The sequence below is a fragment of the Sphaerisporangium corydalis genome (assembly GCF_025506355.1).
Taxonomy (GTDB): Bacteria; Actinomycetota; Actinomycetes; order Streptosporangiales; family Streptosporangiaceae; genus Sphaerisporangium; species Sphaerisporangium corydalis.
Map to the genome: position 1 here is coordinate 15,635 of NZ_JANZYP010000042.1, position 12,242 is coordinate 27,876.

Genomic DNA, 12,242 nt, shown 5'->3' on the forward strand with positions numbered 1-12,242 from the left:
GGAGCCCTTGTTGTTCAGGCGTGTTTCCCGGTGGGCCGCCGCCCTGCCCCTCGCCCTGGTGCTGACCGCCGGCCTCGCCGGTTGCGGCTCCAGCGACCCGGCCACCCCCTCGGCCTCCTCTTCCGCTTCCTCCTCCGCCGCCGGTGGGGCCACGACGCTGACGGTGTTCGCCGCCGCCTCGCTGACCGAGACCTTCACCGAGCTGGGCAAGACCTTCGAGGCCGCCCACCCCGGGACCTCGGTGAAGTTCAACTTCGGCTCCAGCGCCACCCTGGCCCAGCAGATCACCCAGGGCGCGCCGGCCGACGTCTTCGCCGCCGCCAGCCCGGCCACGATGAAGACCGTCACCGACGCCTCCCTCGCGTCCGCGCCCACCACCTTCGTCCGCAACAAGCTGCAGATCGCCGTCCCGGCCGACAACCCGGCCAAGGTGGACGACCTGAAGGACCTGGCCGACTCCAAGGTCAAGGTCGCCCTGTGCGCCGAGCAGGTCCCGTGCGGCGCCGCCGCGATCAAGGCACTGGACGCGGCCGGGCTGAAGGTCACGCCCGTCTCCTACGAGCAGGACGTCAAGGCCACCCTCACCAAGGTCGAGCTCGGTGAGGTCGACGCCGCCCTCGTCTACACCACGGACGTGCTGGCCGCTGGGGACAAGGTCAAGGGGATCGCGTTCCCCGAGGCCGACAAGGCGATCAACGACTACCCCGTCGCCGCCCTGACCAAGGCCCCCGCGGCCGACCTGGCCAAGCAGTTCGTCGACCTCGTCCTGTCCCCCCAGGGCAAGGACGTCTTCACCAAGGCGGGCTTCGAGGGCGCCTGACCCTCATCCCGCCCTTCATTCCCAGGGGCGGCGATGGGAGGGGGTACGGCGGCGCGGCTAGTTGAGCCGGCCGCCGCCCCTCCCGTCGAACCACCCGGCGTCGTCCGCGGCGGTGCGTACCGTGACGACACGGATCTGGGTGAATTCGTGGAACGACTCCCAGCCGCCCTCGCGGCCGGCGCCGCTCTCGCCCACCCCGCCCCACGGCGAGGCCGGGTCGAGCCGGTGGTGGTCGTTGACCCACGTCATGCCCACTTCGAGCCGCTCGGCCACCCGGTGGGCCCGGGCCACGTCACGCGTCCAGACCGCCGACCCCAGCCCGTACGGCGAGTCGTTCGCCACCGACACGGCCTCCTCCTCGTCGTCGAAGGGGATGACCACTACCACAGGCCCGAAGATCTCCTCGCGGGCCACCCGCATGTCGTTGCGCACGTCGGCGAGGACGGTGGGCTCGACGAAGTACCCGCCCGGCAGCCCCGGGACGCGGGCCTCCCGCCCGCCGGTCACCAGCCTCGCGCCCTCGTCCAGCCCGAGCCGCACGTACCCGAGGACGCGCTCCCGGGCGGCGGCCGAGATCACCGGGCCGAGCTGGGTGCCCGCCAGGGACGGGTCGCCGATGCGGATCGAGCGGGCGATCTTCACCAGCGCCTCGATGACGTCGTCGTACACGGCACGCTGGACGAGCAGCCGGCTGCCGGCGACGCACGTCTGCCCCGCCCCGGCGAAGGCGGCGAAGGCCGCGCCCTGGGCGGCGGCCTCCACCGGGACGTCGTCGAACACGATGACGGGCGCCTTCCCGCCGAGCTCCAGGGTCGCCTTGGCGAAGCGCTCCGCGGCGGCCATGGCGATCGCCCGGCCCGGCTCGGTGCCGCCGGTGAACACGACCTTCTTCACCAAAGGGTGCCCGGCCAGCGCTGAGCCCGCCTCGGGCCCGAGGCCCGGGATCACGTTCAGCACCCCGTCCGGGACGCCGGCGCGCGCGGCGATGTCGGCGAGCAGCAGCGTGGTGAGCGGCGTGCGTTCCGACGGCTTGAGCACCACGGTGTTCCCGGTGGCCAGCGCCGGGGCCAGGCTCTTGGACGCGATCATCAGCGGGTGGTTGAAGGACGACAGGATCCCGACCACGCCGAGCGGGAACCTGCTGGTGTAGGCGTGGTAGCCATCGCCCATCGGCACCACCGCGCCACGGTCGGCCAGCAGGAGGGAGGCGTTGTAGCGGTACCACTCGGGAAGCCGGGCGATCTGCGCCTTGGTCTCGGCGATGGGGCGGCCGTTGTTCGTCGTCTCCAGGTGGAACAGATCGTCCATCCTGGCCTCGATGCCGTCCGCGAAACGGTTGACCAGGCGGGCCCGGTCGTGCGGGGTCAGGTCACGCCACCCGGGGAGGCGGAACGCCTCGTCGGCGACCCGGACCGCCCGGTCGACGTCCTGCTCGCCCGCACCGGCCACCTGGGTGAAGATCTCCCCCGTGGCCGGGTTCACCAGGTCGATGGGCGCGGCGTGGCCGTCCACCACGCGGCCGCCGACGCGCAGGCCGGTCGCCGTCCCCTGGAACACGTTCTGCTCACCCCTGACGATCATCGCTGCAGCGCCCCCGTATACCGTCTTCGCATCCTGTATACGACCCACCTTATGTCATGATATGTCTGGTTTCATACGATTCAATGGGGGCCATGCCCACCGAGGACGCCCGCGGCGCGCGGGCCGGGCGAGGAGAGAGGGGCCGGCGGTGGAGTCAGCGGCGGCGAGGATCACCGGCTCGCTGCGCCGGCGCATGCTGACCGGCGAGCTCAAGCCCGGCCACCCCCTGTCGCAGTCGCGGGTGGCCGCCGAGTACGGGGTCAGCCGCATCCCGGTGCGCGACGCGCTTCAGACCCTGGCCGCTGAAGGCCTGATCGACCTGGGCGCCTTCACCGCCGTCGTCCGGGGCCTGTCGATCGACGAGCTGCAGGAGCTGTACGAACTCCGCGAGATCATCGAGCCGGTCCTGACCCGCCTCGCCGTGCCGAACGTCGGCCGGGCCGAGATCGCCATGATGACGGCGCTGCACCAGGAGATGCTGGCCGACATCCCGGCGACCGAGTGGCTCGCCGCGAACGCCAGGTTCCACGCGCTGGTCTACAGGTGCGCCGACCGGACCCGCATGATCGAACTCACCGAGCAGCTCAGACGGCTGACCGACCGCTACCTGTTCCTCCAGGTCGGCGTGGTGGGCGACACCGAGAACCTGCGGGCAGAGCACGCCGCGATCCTCGCCGCCGTCCGGGACCACGACGCCGCCGGGGCCGCCGAACTGACCCGCCTGCACATCGTGCGGTCCCACGAGCACCTGCTGGGGTACATGCTCGGCCGGTGACCGGCGGCGGCCCGATCAGACGAACCCCTCGGCCACCTGCGCGGCCGGGGGGTCGCGAAGGTAGACCTCGGCGATGAAGTCCGGTTCGCGGTGGTCGACGAGGCGGGACAGCCCCGCACGGCCGGCGAGGGCGTCGTGCACCTCCTCGCCGCCCCTCGGGCAGCCGGCGGCGGGACGCCTCCAGTGGACGGCCAGCAGGGTGCCGCCGGGGGTCAGGGCGCCGATCGCGAGGTCGAGCATCCGGTCCAGGTCCGCGCCGCCGAAGTGGTACAGCACCTCGGACAGCACGATGAGGTCGAACCCCCGGTCGCGCACCGGCCAGCCGCCGGGCATCGAGCGCTGTTCCACCCGCGTGTGCGGGTGGTAGCGGGCGGTGCGCTCGGTGGCCGCAGCGACCGCGACCGGGGACGCGTCACAGGCCAGCAGGCGGTCGCAGCGGGAGGCGAGCACGACGGTGAACACCCCGATGGAGCAGCCGACCTCGAAGGCGTCGTGGTAACGCCGGCGCGGCAGCATCGCGGCGCCGACGGCGTGCTTCCGCTCCTCGTACCACCGGGAGGTGAACCCCCACGGGCCGGGCGAGGCCGCGTACATCCGCTCGACGTACTCCGCCCCGAGCGTTCCCTCCTCTGGCCGCCCTTCACTCACAATCCGCCCATACCCGGACAAATGCCCTGTATCACCACACACGTCCTCGCTTATGGACCTCCGTTCGCCGCCCAGGCGTCCCGTACGGGCCGTCATATGGGATTTCTTCGGATAATCCACCACAAAACCAGTTGTTAGGCTAGAGGGATGACCGCCATGGCGCCCGCTCGCACCGAGCCCGACCTGTCGTTCCTCCTGGACCACGCCGGCCACGTCCTGAGAACCCGGATGGCGGCGGAGCTGGCCGAGATCGGCCTGACCGCGCGCATGCACTGCGTGCTGGTCCACGCCCTGGAGGAGGAGCGCACCCAGATCCAGCTCGCCGAGCTCGGCGACATGGACAAGACCACGATGGTGGTCACGGTCGACGCCCTGGAGAAGGCGGGGCTCGCGGAGCGCCGCCCGTCCAGCACGGACCGCCGGGCCCGGATCATCGCGGTCACCGACAAGGGCGCGGAGATCGCGCGCCGGAGCCAGCAGATCGTCGACGGCGGGCACCGGGCGGTCCTGGACGCGCTGGCGGGAGACGAGCGCGAGGTGCTGGTGCGGGCCCTGAACCGCCTGGTCACCGGCTATCTGGCCACCCCCGCGGAGGCGCCGCAGGCCGTGCGGCGCGCCCGGCAGCGCAGCAAATAGATCCACAGGGGATCGTCTACAACAAAACCATCTGCTACGGTCGCTACTGTTCCCTATGAACAGGAGACGACCCATGTCACCCACCACGACCCCTCTTGGACCGGACGCCGGCACGGCATCCCGATCGCGCTGGCTGGCGCTCGGCGTCCTGTCCGCCGCGATGCTGATGACGATCCTGGACGGCAGCATCGTGACCGTCGCGATGCCGGCGATCCAGACCGACCTGGGCTTCTCGCCCACCGGGCTGAGCTGGATGGTCAACGCCTACCTGATCGCCTTCGGCGGGCTGCTCCTGCTGGCCGGCCGGCTCGGCGACCTCATCGGACGCAAGACCATGTTCCTGGCGGGGAACGCGGTCTTCACCGCCGCGTCGCTGCTGGCCGGGGCCTCCACCGGGCCCGGCATGGTGATCGCCGCCCGCTTCGCGCAGGGCGTCGGCAGCGCCATGGCCTCCTCGGTCGTGCTGGGCATCCTGGTCACCCTGTTCACCGAGCCAGGGGAACGCGCGAAGGCGATCGGGATCTTCAGCTTCACCGGCGCCGCCGGAGCCTCGATCGGCCAGGTGCTCGGCGGGGTGCTCACCGACGCGCTGAGCTGGCACTGGATCTTCTTCATCAACGTGCCGATCGGGCTGGCCACGATCGCGCTGGCGATCCGGGCACTCCCCGGCGGGCGCGGGGACGGGCTCGCCCGGGGGGCGGACGTCATCGGCGCCGTCCTGGTCACCGGCGGGCTGATGCTGGGCATCTACACCGTGGTGAAGATCGAGGAGTACGGCTGGCTCGCCGCGCACACCCTCGGCCTCGGCGCCATCTCGCTCGCGCTGCTGGCCGCGTTCTTCGTCCGCCAGGCCACCGCAAGGACTCCGCTGATGCCGCTGCGGATCCTGCGCTCGCGCAACGTCTCCGGCGCCAACGTGGTCCAGATGCTCGCGCTCTCGGCCATGTTCGCCTTCCAGATCCTCGTCGCGCTCTACATGCAGAAGGTCCTCGGCTACGGCGCGCTGGACACCGGCCTCGCCATGCTCCCCGCCGCGGTGACCATCGGCGGCGTCTCCCTGTTCGTCTCCGCCCGGCTCAGCACCCGGTTCGGCGCGCGCGCCGTCCTGCTCGCGGGACTCGCGCTCCTGCTCGGCGCGATGGGCTGGCTCACCCGCGTCCCGGTGGACGCGCACTACGTCACCGACCTGCTCCCGGTGATGCTGCTCATCGCGGGCGGCGGGCTGGTGCTCCCCGCGCTGACCGCGCTCGGCATGTCCGGCGCCAGGGCCGACGACGCGGGCCTCGCGTCCGGGCTGTTCAGCACCACCCAGCAGATCGGCATGGCCGTCGGCGTCGCGGTGCTGTCCACGCTCGCCGCCTCGCGCACCGGCACGCTGCTCGCCTCGGGCGTGGACCAGGCGTCCGCGCTGACCGGCGGCTACCGCCTGGCCTTCGGAACGGCCGCCGGTCTGCTCGTGGCCGCGTTCGCCGTCGCGGCGATCGTGCTGCGCCGGCCCACCCCCGATGTCGCCTCCGAGGACGCCCCGCCCGCCGAGGTGTCCGTCCAGAACGCCTGATCGCCCCCCGGCGGCCGGATACCCTGACGGCATGGCTGGGGAGGGTACGCGGAGGTCCCGGTGGCGGTGATGCTCCCTCCCGCCCTGGAGACCGCTTTCGGCATGCTGGGCGTGCCCTGGCCCACCGAGGACGAGGACGGGCTGCGCGAGTGCGCGGCCGCGTACCGCGCCTGCGCCACGACGCTCACCGGCCACACCATCCCCCTGGCGCACGGCGCCGTCCAATACGCGGTGGCCGGCAACAGCGGCGACGGCGTCGACGCGCTCGGCACCCTCTGGGCCGGCTACTACCAGGACGGCGACGAGACCGCCCACCTCCCCAGCCTCGCGACCACCCTGCACGGCCTCGCCGATGCCCACGACCTCGCCGCCGACCTCGTCCAGGCGCTCAAGGCCTTCCTCATCGGCGCGGCCGTCTACGTCACCGCCGTCCTGCTCTGGGCCGCGGCCTCGGCCGCCTTCACCGCCGGGATGGGCGCCGTCCAGGCGCGGACGCTGATCGCCGGCCTGCGCGGCGCCGCCCAGCGTTCGGTGGCCGTCTTCCGCCGCGAACTCGAACGGTTCTTCGGCAGGAGCCTGGTCCGCGGCGTCGAGACGCGGCTGCGGCGCATCCTCGGCGCCCGAGGGCCCGTGCACAACGCCATGGTCGGCGACGGCGTCCCCGGCGCCCGGCGGTTCACCCCCGACGAGCTCCGGCTGCTCACCGAGGCCGAGGCGAACGGGCAGCGGGCGCTGATCGACCGGCTCGGGCCGTTCGCCCCGAGGCTCGACCTCACCTCCAGCCCTCTGCACCCCGGCATCGCCCGCGAGTTCACCACCGCGCTCGACCGGCTCGCCGAACGGTTCCCCCGGGTGACGGCCACGCTGAAGGAGGTCGGCGTGCGCGACCCGAGGAACAGGTTCGACTCCGTCGAAGGGCTCGGCGCGTACTCGGTGCTGGCCGGCGACGGCCGGGGCATCTACATCGACGCCCGCCGGCTGGGCGACCCCGACCTCGTCAGGGCCAGGTTCACGGCGAACGTGGACTCGGGCTGGCTGGCGAACGGCTGGCAGTCGCCGCAGGCGCTCGTCTACCACGAGTTCGGCCACCACCTCCTGGCCAACCTGCCGGCCAGCGCGGAACGCGAGCTGAACCAGGCGTTCCGTGACGTGGTCGGCCGCAGGGTCGACGTGCAGAGCGGCATGTTCCACCCCGCGACCGCCGCCAGGGTCAGCGACGAACTGGGCGCCTACGCGGCCACCGAACCCCACGAGATGATCGCCGAGGCGTTCGCCGAGTACATGTCGTCGAGCTCGCCCCGGCCGCTCGCCGCCGCGATCGGGGAAAGCCTGGAGCGGATCTTCCGATGAGACCGGGCACGAGGTCCGCGCCCGGCGACGCGCTCCGCCGGGCCCGGAAGCCGGCTCAGGAGGCGCCGATCCGCTTCTCGTAGAGCCGTAGCGCCGTCTCGCCGTGCTCCTTGAGCAGGAACCGGACGCCCTGGTCACCGGGGTAGGGGGTCCGGTGGTCGAAACCACCGAAGTAGATCTCGTCGGGTACGCGGCCGGGGAAGGCGTCGCAGTGCGGCGTCCACATGTCGGCCGAGGTCTCCGCTTCGGGGTCGCGCCGCCGCCGCAGGCGAGCGCACGCGTCACAGATGCTCGGATCCCGTACCATGAGCCCCCTCCCGGACGCCACGAGCCTACCGCCATCACGTCCGCCGCCCCCGGAACACACCTGATCCCGAACGCGCTCCGACCGTCGTACCCACGCGTTCCCGGCACGGCGGGCGATACCCTGTGGCACCGGGTCAGGGTGACCGGCCGAGGGGCGGAGGACCGTTGGGGCAGGAGCTGAACGCCGATCACGTGTCGATGGCCGGCGCCGCGGGGAGCATGCGCGACTCCGCCGACCTGTTCGGGCAGCATACCGAGGCGCTGCTCACCGCCATCTCCGGCGACGGGCGGTCGCCGTGGGGGGTCGGCGTCATCGGCATGGCGATGGACCACGTCAACGAGATGCTCGGGCAGGCGTGCCGCCACCTCCAGACCAACCTCGGCGCGACCGGCGCGGGGATCCAGACCATGGCCGATCGCCTGACCACCACCGAGCACGCCGTCGCCACCGCCGCCGAGGACCTGGAAACGTCGATCTGACGGACGCCGCGCGGTCGACCTCGGCCCAGGGCGCGCGCTGGCCCGGCGTACCCATCGGCCCAGGGCGGGCGCCGGCCCGGCGTGCCCCATCAACCGTTCGGTGGATTCGGTGGCGGTGCCCAGCGGCGATTCTCAGAACATGAAAGTCATCGAGATCGACGGCCTGAGCAAGAGCTACAAGAACCGCAAGGCGGTGGACGGCATCTCCCTGACCGTGGCGAAAGGCGAGATCTTCGGAATCGCCGGGCCCAACGGGGCGGGGAAGACCACGATCGTGGAGTGCGCCTCGGGGTTGCGGCGGCGGGACGGCGGCACCCTGCGGGTGCTGGGCCTGGACCCGTGGAACGACCGCCGCGCGCTGCTGCAGCGCATAGGTGTCCAGCTGCAGGAGGCGGCCCTGCCCGACGCGATCAAGGTCGGCGAGGCGTTACGGATGTACGCCTCCTTCTACGACAGGCCCGCCGACTGGCGGAAACTCATGGACGAGTGGGGGCTGGCGGACAAGGAACGCGCCGGCTTCGCCGGGCTGTCCGGCGGCTGGAAGCAGCGGCTGTTCATCGCGCTGGCCCTGGTCGGCGACCCCGAAGTCGTCTTCCTCGACGAGCTCACCACGGGCCTCGACCCCTCCGCCCGCCGGATGACGTGGGGCCTGATCCGCGACATGCGCGATCGCGGGATCTCCGTGGTCCTGGTCACCCACTTCATGGACGAGGCCGAGGCGCTGTGCGACCGCATCGCGATCGTCGGCGAGGGCCGTGTCATCGCCGAGGGCAGCCCCCGCGAACTGACAGCGGCGGGAAAGTCCGCCTCGCTGGAGGACGCCTACTTCGCGCTGACCGGAGGTGGAACGGAATGAAAGGCATCACGAACGTCATCGCGGTCGAACTGAAGCTCATCATGCGTGACCCGATGTCGGCGTTCTTCGCCCTCGCCTTCCCGGCGATCATGCTGTGGGTGAAGATGCGCAGCGGCAAACCCCTGCCGGGCGGGCTGCCGGCCATCGACGCCACGGTGCCGATGCTGAGCGTATTCGTCATCGGCCTGGCCGCCCTGGTCGTCCTCCCGGCGACGCTGGCCCAGTACAGGGAACGGCGGGTGCTGAAGCGGCTGCGCGCCACTCCCGCCTCGGCCGCCACGCTCTTCGGCGCGCAGTGGGCCGCCCACATGCTGCTGGCCGCGCTCGGGACGGCGCTGCTGATCGTCATCGGCCTGGCCGCCTACGGGCTGACCGCACCGGCGAACACGGCGGGCGTCATCCTGGCGTGGACGCTCAGCGCACTGAGCCTCAGCGCCATCGGCCTCCTCGTCGGCGCGCTCGTCCCCAGCGGCCGCGGCGCGACCGTGATCGGGCTGGGCCTCTTCTTCCCGATGGTCTTCATCTCCGGCGTCGTGATCCCCCGCGAGACCCTGTCCGGGTCGATGCGCGCCATCGGCGACCTCACCCCCATGGCCCCCGCGGTCGAGGCGGTCCGCGACGGCTGGGCCGGGACCGCGATGTCCCCGGTCGCCCTGGTTGTCATGTTCGCGATATTCATCGCCGCCGGTGGCGTCGCCGTCAGGGCGTTCCGATGGTGACCCCCGACGTCTCCCGGTGGGATCGCGCGTGGCCGGTCCTGCCGTACCTGTTCATCCTGCTTCCTGCGGTCTTCGCCCTGGCGCGGGACTGGAGGCTGGACGTGCTGGCCCTGGCGTCGCTCGCCGGGGCGTGGCACTGGTTCATGGTCACGTCCCACCCCCGCTGGATCGAGCGGCCGATGGCGGTGGTCGTCTACTTCCTGGTGATGCTCACCGTCATCGGGGCCCTGATCAGGATCGACACGCTGTTCACGGTGACGGCCCTGGCGATGTTCGTCCAGTCCTTCACGCTGATCCCCGGTTGGTGGGCGTACGGCGGGGTGGCCGCGACCGCCGGCCTGCTGATCGCCGCCCGCCCTTCGTCCGGGCGGACACCGGGCGAGATGGTCTACTCCTTCCTCGTCGCGGTGCTGGTCGCCTCCGCGGTCGGCCTGGCCACCCAGACCGTCCGCGACCAGAACCACAACCGCAAGGTGATGATCGCGCAGTTACGGGAGACAGGGGCCAAGCTGGCCGCGCTCGCGGAGGAGAACGCCGACCTCCAGGCCCGGCTGCTGACCAGCGCCCGCGAGGCCGGCGTGCTCGGGGAGCGGCAGCGGATGGCCAGGGAGATCCACGACACCGTCGCGCAGGGACTGATCGCCATCCTCACCCAGCTCGAAGCCGCCGACGACGTGATCGGTGACGTGCCCGCCGCCCGCTCGCGCCTGAGCACGGTACGCGTCCTGGCCAAGGAAAGCCTGAACGAGGCCAGGCGATCGGTCCAGGCGTTGCGTCCGGCGCCGCTGGACGACGCCCAGCTCGCCACCGCGCTCCACGACATCGCCGCGAAATGGTCGCGGGCCACCGGCGTGCCCGCCTCGGTGTCCGTCACCGGCGACCCCCGGCCGTTGCACACCGAGGTGGAGATCACGTTGCTGCGGGTGGCGCAGGAGGCGCTGGCCAACGTCGGCAAGCACGCCGAGGCCACCAGGGCCGGGCTCACCCTGTCGTACATGGAGGACGTCGTGGCGCTGGACGTACGCGACGACGGCTCCGGCTTCGCGCAGGAGGCGGCGGGCTCCCCGGACGGGGGCGGCTTCGGGCTCATCGCGATGCGCCAGCGAGTCATCCGGCTGGCCGGTGACTTCACGATCGAGTCGGCCCCCGGCCAGGGAACGGGCATCTCCGCCACCATTCCGGCCATCCCGGCCGCGTTGTCTCCGGAACCGGTCTCGTCTCCGGAACCGGTCTCCTCTCCGGACGCGGCCTCGTCTCCGGACGCGGCCTCGTCTTCGGAACCGGTCTTGGACTCGGAAGCGGCCGGCCGCTCCAGAAACGCGTTGTGAGACATGCCGATTCGTATGATCATCGTGGACGACCATCCGGTCGTGCGTGATGGGTTACGCGGGATCTTCGCCGACGACGACGCCTTCGAGGTCGTCGGCGAGGCGGCCGACGGACCGGAAGCGCTCGTCGTCGCCCTGCGGACCAAGCCCGATATCGTGCTCATGGACCTGCGGATGCCGAAGATGAGCGGGGCGGAGGTCATCCGCCGGCTGCGCGAGCAGACGCCCGGCGTCCACGTGCTGGTCCTGACCACCTTCGACAACGACGCCGACGTCCTGCCCGCGATCCAGCAGGGCGCCACCGGCTACCTGCTCAAGGACACCCCGCGCGCCGACCTGCGTCGCGCCGTACAGGCAGCGGCCCGTGGTGAGACGGTGCTGTCCCCCTCCGTGGCCGGCGTGCTGACGCACAAAACGCGGACGCCGGAACACCAGAAGCCGAGCCGCCGCGAGCTGGAGGTGCTCGCACTGATCGCCCGTGGCGCGACCAACCGTGAGGTCGCCGCGAAACTGTTCATCACCGAGGCGACGGTGAAGACGCACCTGCTGCACATCTTCGCCAAACTCGAGGTGAACGACCGCGCGGCGGCGGTCGCGGCGGCCTACGAGACCGGCCTGCTCAAGCCGGCCACCTGACAAGAGCGCGACGCCCGCATGCTCCCCGAGAGGCCGCCGGTTGACACCTCCCTTGCTGTAATAGAGGCTGTTACAGCAGAAAGGGTGATGATGGCAGCGAACAGCCGGCTCACGATCGCCGTGCACATTCTGACGTGGCTGGCCCTCGCGCACCGGCGCGGAACCGAGCTGCTGACCTCTGACCAGGTCGCCGCCAGCGTCAACACCAATCCGGTGATAATCCGGCGCAGTCTCGGGGACCTGCGCCGGGCGGGCCTGGTGACCGTACGCCACGGCGCGGGGGCGGGGTGGAGCCTGGCCCGCGCGCCGGAGGAGATCGTGCTGCTCGACGTGTACGACGCCGTCGAGAGGGAGCCGCTGTTCGGCATGCACCACACCGAGCCCAACCTCGAATGCCCGGTCGGCAAGGGGATCAGGCCCGCGCTGGGCGATGTGTACGGCAGGGCCGAGCTGGCCCTGCGCACGGAGCTGGGGCGCACGTCGGTGGCCGACGTGCTCAGCGAGACCCTGCTGGTGAACTAGGCATCCCTTTGGCCCGGCGGCTTTCCG

14 protein-coding genes are annotated in these 12,242 nt (G+C 71.7%); 11 read left to right on the top strand and 3 right to left on the bottom strand.

The genetic code is table 11. From position 1 onward, the window contains the following. Window positions 1-10 precede the first annotated feature (10 nt). Window positions 11-820 carry a molybdate ABC transporter substrate-binding protein gene (gene modA, locus NYZ98_RS25715; RefSeq protein WP_262845805.1) on the top strand — a complete coding sequence of 270 codons (810 nt, stop codon included), beginning with the start codon at window positions 11-13 and terminating at the stop codon, window positions 818-820. A 57-nt stretch (window positions 821-877) separates the two neighbouring features. Here modA and NYZ98_RS25720 read toward each other — a convergent pair whose 3' ends face one another. Next, window positions 878-2,401: an aldehyde dehydrogenase gene (locus NYZ98_RS25720; protein WP_262845807.1), complete on the bottom strand. Its 1,524-nt coding sequence runs from the start codon at window positions 2,399-2,401 to the stop codon at window positions 878-880. Window positions 2,402-2,549: 148 nt separating this feature from the next. On the opposite strand from NYZ98_RS25720, the gene NYZ98_RS25725 reads away from it, so the two are divergent. Continuing rightward, complete coding sequence (locus NYZ98_RS25725; protein WP_262845808.1) at window positions 2,550-3,176, top strand: GntR family transcriptional regulator; 627 nt, start codon at window positions 2,550-2,552, stop codon at window positions 3,174-3,176. 15 nt (window positions 3,177-3,191) lie between these two features. Here NYZ98_RS25725 and NYZ98_RS25730 read toward each other — a convergent pair whose 3' ends face one another. After that, on the bottom strand, window positions 3,192-3,824 hold the full coding sequence (locus tag NYZ98_RS25730) for a class I SAM-dependent DNA methyltransferase (protein WP_262845809.1): 633 nt from the start codon (window positions 3,822-3,824) through the stop codon (window positions 3,192-3,194). 147 nt (window positions 3,825-3,971) lie between these two features. Here NYZ98_RS25730 and NYZ98_RS25735 point away from each other — a divergent pair, with 147 nt between their 5' ends. From NYZ98_RS25735 to NYZ98_RS25745, 3 genes are all read left to right on the top strand, one after another. Further along, window positions 3,972-4,460 (top strand): MarR family winged helix-turn-helix transcriptional regulator, encoded by a 489-nt coding sequence (locus NYZ98_RS25735; protein WP_262845810.1) that lies wholly within the window; start codon window positions 3,972-3,974, stop codon window positions 4,458-4,460. 73 nt (window positions 4,461-4,533) lie between these two features. After that, window positions 4,534-6,018, top strand: coding sequence for an MFS transporter (locus tag NYZ98_RS25740; RefSeq protein ID WP_262845811.1), 1,485 nt, complete (start codon window positions 4,534-4,536; stop codon window positions 6,016-6,018). Window positions 6,019-6,087: 69 nt separating this feature from the next. Next, entirely contained in the window at window positions 6,088-7,368 is a 1,281-nt protein-coding gene (locus NYZ98_RS25745; RefSeq protein ID WP_456115256.1) for a WXG100-like domain-containing protein, read from the top strand. A 55-nt stretch (window positions 7,369-7,423) separates the two neighbouring features. Here the strand turns inward: NYZ98_RS25745 and NYZ98_RS25750 are convergent, their stop codons facing one another. Beyond that, window positions 7,424-7,675 carry a hypothetical protein gene (locus NYZ98_RS25750; protein ID WP_262845813.1) on the bottom strand — a complete coding sequence of 84 codons (252 nt, stop codon included), beginning with the start codon at window positions 7,673-7,675 and terminating at the stop codon, window positions 7,424-7,426. Between the two features lie 164 nt (window positions 7,676-7,839). Here NYZ98_RS25750 and NYZ98_RS25755 point away from each other — a divergent pair, with 164 nt between their 5' ends. From NYZ98_RS25755 to NYZ98_RS25780, 6 genes are all read left to right on the top strand, one after another. Next, window positions 7,840-8,154, top strand: a complete 315-nt coding sequence (locus NYZ98_RS25755) for a hypothetical protein (protein ID WP_262845814.1) — start codon at window positions 7,840-7,842, stop codon at window positions 8,152-8,154. 139 nt (window positions 8,155-8,293) lie between these two features. Beyond that, entirely contained in the window at window positions 8,294-9,010 is a 717-nt protein-coding gene (locus NYZ98_RS25760; RefSeq protein ID WP_262845816.1) for an ABC transporter ATP-binding protein, read from the top strand. Continuing rightward, on the top strand, window positions 9,007-9,729 hold the full coding sequence (locus NYZ98_RS25765) for an ABC transporter permease (protein WP_262845818.1): 723 nt from the start codon (window positions 9,007-9,009) through the stop codon (window positions 9,727-9,729). Before NYZ98_RS25760 ends, NYZ98_RS25765 begins: the two co-directional genes overlap by 4 nt. Beyond that, on the top strand, window positions 9,723-11,057 hold the full coding sequence (locus NYZ98_RS25770; protein ID WP_262845820.1) for a sensor histidine kinase: 1,335 nt from the start codon (window positions 9,723-9,725) through the stop codon (window positions 11,055-11,057). The genes NYZ98_RS25765 and NYZ98_RS25770 overlap by 7 nt, the downstream gene beginning before the upstream one ends. Before the next feature lie 3 nt (window positions 11,058-11,060). Beyond that, on the top strand, window positions 11,061-11,693 hold the full coding sequence (locus NYZ98_RS25775) for a response regulator (RefSeq protein WP_262845821.1): 633 nt from the start codon (window positions 11,061-11,063) through the stop codon (window positions 11,691-11,693). A gap of 90 nt (window positions 11,694-11,783) precedes the next feature. Then, window positions 11,784-12,215, top strand: a complete 432-nt coding sequence (locus NYZ98_RS25780; protein ID WP_262845822.1) for an Rrf2 family transcriptional regulator — start codon at window positions 11,784-11,786, stop codon at window positions 12,213-12,215. Window positions 12,216-12,242: the final 27 nt, after the last annotated feature.

Coding starts and splice junctions, on each gene's coding strand:
- NYZ98_RS25740 (WP_262845811.1), top strand. CDS start 4,534: ATGTCACCCACCACGACCCCTCTTGGACCGGACGCCGGCACGGCATCC.
- NYZ98_RS25720 (WP_262845807.1), bottom strand. CDS start 2,401: ATGATCGTCAGGGGTGAGCAGAACGTGTTCCAGGGGACGGCGACCGGC.
- NYZ98_RS25745 (WP_456115256.1), top strand. CDS start 6,088: ATGCTCCCTCCCGCCCTGGAGACCGCTTTCGGCATGCTGGGCGTGCCC.
- NYZ98_RS25750 (WP_262845813.1), bottom strand. CDS start 7,675: ATGGTACGGGATCCGAGCATCTGTGACGCGTGCGCTCGCCTGCGGCGG.
- NYZ98_RS25770 (WP_262845820.1), top strand. CDS start 9,723: ATGGTGACCCCCGACGTCTCCCGGTGGGATCGCGCGTGGCCGGTCCTG.
- NYZ98_RS25765 (WP_262845818.1), top strand. CDS start 9,007: ATGAAAGGCATCACGAACGTCATCGCGGTCGAACTGAAGCTCATCATG.
- NYZ98_RS25775 (WP_262845821.1), top strand. CDS start 11,061: ATGCCGATTCGTATGATCATCGTGGACGACCATCCGGTCGTGCGTGAT.
- NYZ98_RS25780 (WP_262845822.1), top strand. CDS start 11,784: ATGGCAGCGAACAGCCGGCTCACGATCGCCGTGCACATTCTGACGTGG.
- NYZ98_RS25760 (WP_262845816.1), top strand. CDS start 8,294: ATGAAAGTCATCGAGATCGACGGCCTGAGCAAGAGCTACAAGAACCGC.
- NYZ98_RS25735 (WP_262845810.1), top strand. CDS start 3,972: ATGACCGCCATGGCGCCCGCTCGCACCGAGCCCGACCTGTCGTTCCTC.